The sequence below is a fragment of the Paenibacillus terrae genome (assembly GCF_000943545.1).
Lineage (GTDB): Bacteria > Bacillota > Bacilli > Paenibacillales > Paenibacillaceae > Paenibacillus > Paenibacillus terrae_A.
In genome coordinates, this window is the sequence record NZ_JTHP01000203.1 from 1 (window position 1) to 453 (window position 453).

At 51.7% G+C, this 453-nt stretch carries 1 protein-coding gene; it reads right to left on the reverse strand.

Annotation, left to right across the window (positions count from 1 at the left end; genetic code table 11):
• A partial coding sequence (locus QD47_RS29670; RefSeq protein ID WP_044649496.1) for a condensation domain-containing protein occupies nucleotides 1–453 on the reverse strand: 453 nt, incomplete at both ends.

Sequence of the window (453 nt, forward strand, 5' to 3'; positions counted from 1 at the left end):
GCTTCCTGACGGTTCTGCCCCTCCAGCCATTCGATGTATCGGCTGTATGGTGTTACCACAGGCAATTGCGGTGGCTTTCCTTCTGCTAGGGCAGTATATCCTCCAAAGACTTCGTTGGTAACCAGCGACAAACACCAGCCATCCATTATGATGTGGTGGAAGCTCCATACAAAATGGTATGAATCGTCTGATGTACGCAAAATAGATACCCGCATCAGTGCATCCTTTGCCAGATCAAAGCCCCTCTGCTGATCTCGACGCGCGAACTCCTCGATATACTGCTCTTGCGCTGCCTTCTCCTTCTTACGTATATCCTCTACGTACAGTTCTCCGCGTTTATTTCGGTACACCACTTGCAACGGCTCGTCCTGCAAATCGCTCCGGAAGTTGGTCCGCAGTGCTGAATGACGCTGTACCAACAAGTCCAGACTGGCGGCGAATGCAGCGAGATCC